Source organism: Achromobacter sp. DH1f (genome assembly GCF_000633435.1).
Taxonomy (GTDB): Bacteria; Pseudomonadota; Gammaproteobacteria; order Burkholderiales; family Burkholderiaceae_B; genus Achromobacter; species Achromobacter deleyi.
Window position 1 is genome coordinate 1 of sequence record NZ_AYMF01000098.1, and the last position, 433, is coordinate 433.

Below are 433 nucleotides of genomic sequence, written 5' to 3' on the forward strand. Positions count from 1 at the left end.
GGCCTCGGTGCCGGGCACGGTGCGCGCGCAACGCTTCGAATGCCGTGATGAGGGCCCGCGCTATCTGGCCTGCTACGACCTGCAGACCCGCGAAACCTTCGGCAGCCCGCCCTGGTTGGCGGTTCGCGCTACCGACTGGAGCAGCCGGGTACGCCCGTCGTTTCGCAACACGCGGCGCACCATGTTCCAGAAGATTCTTTAAACCAGAAGAACGGGGAGACAACGATGAGAAAGCAGTGGGCAAGCTGGGTGCTGTGGGGCGCAGCCCTGGGCAGCATGGGGATGACGGCACACGCCGCGCCAGTGGCCGCCGACGCGCCGGTGGACGCCGTGCAGCGCGTCACGGTGCTGCCGGGCAACGGCGCCAGCATCGAGGTCCTGGTGCAGGGCCAGGGCCCGGCGCTGGTCTTGCTGCCGTCGCGCGGGCGCGGCG

Annotated in this window: 2 pseudogenes; both read left to right on the plus strand. The window is 70.0% G+C overall.

Annotated elements, in window-relative coordinates:
* A pseudogene (locus U858_RS0133165) lies at positions 1-202 on the plus strand (hypothetical protein); the annotation flags it as partial.
* A 23-nt stretch (positions 203-225) separates the two neighbouring features.
* Positions 226-433: pseudogene (locus U858_RS0133170) on the plus strand (alpha/beta hydrolase); the annotation flags it as partial.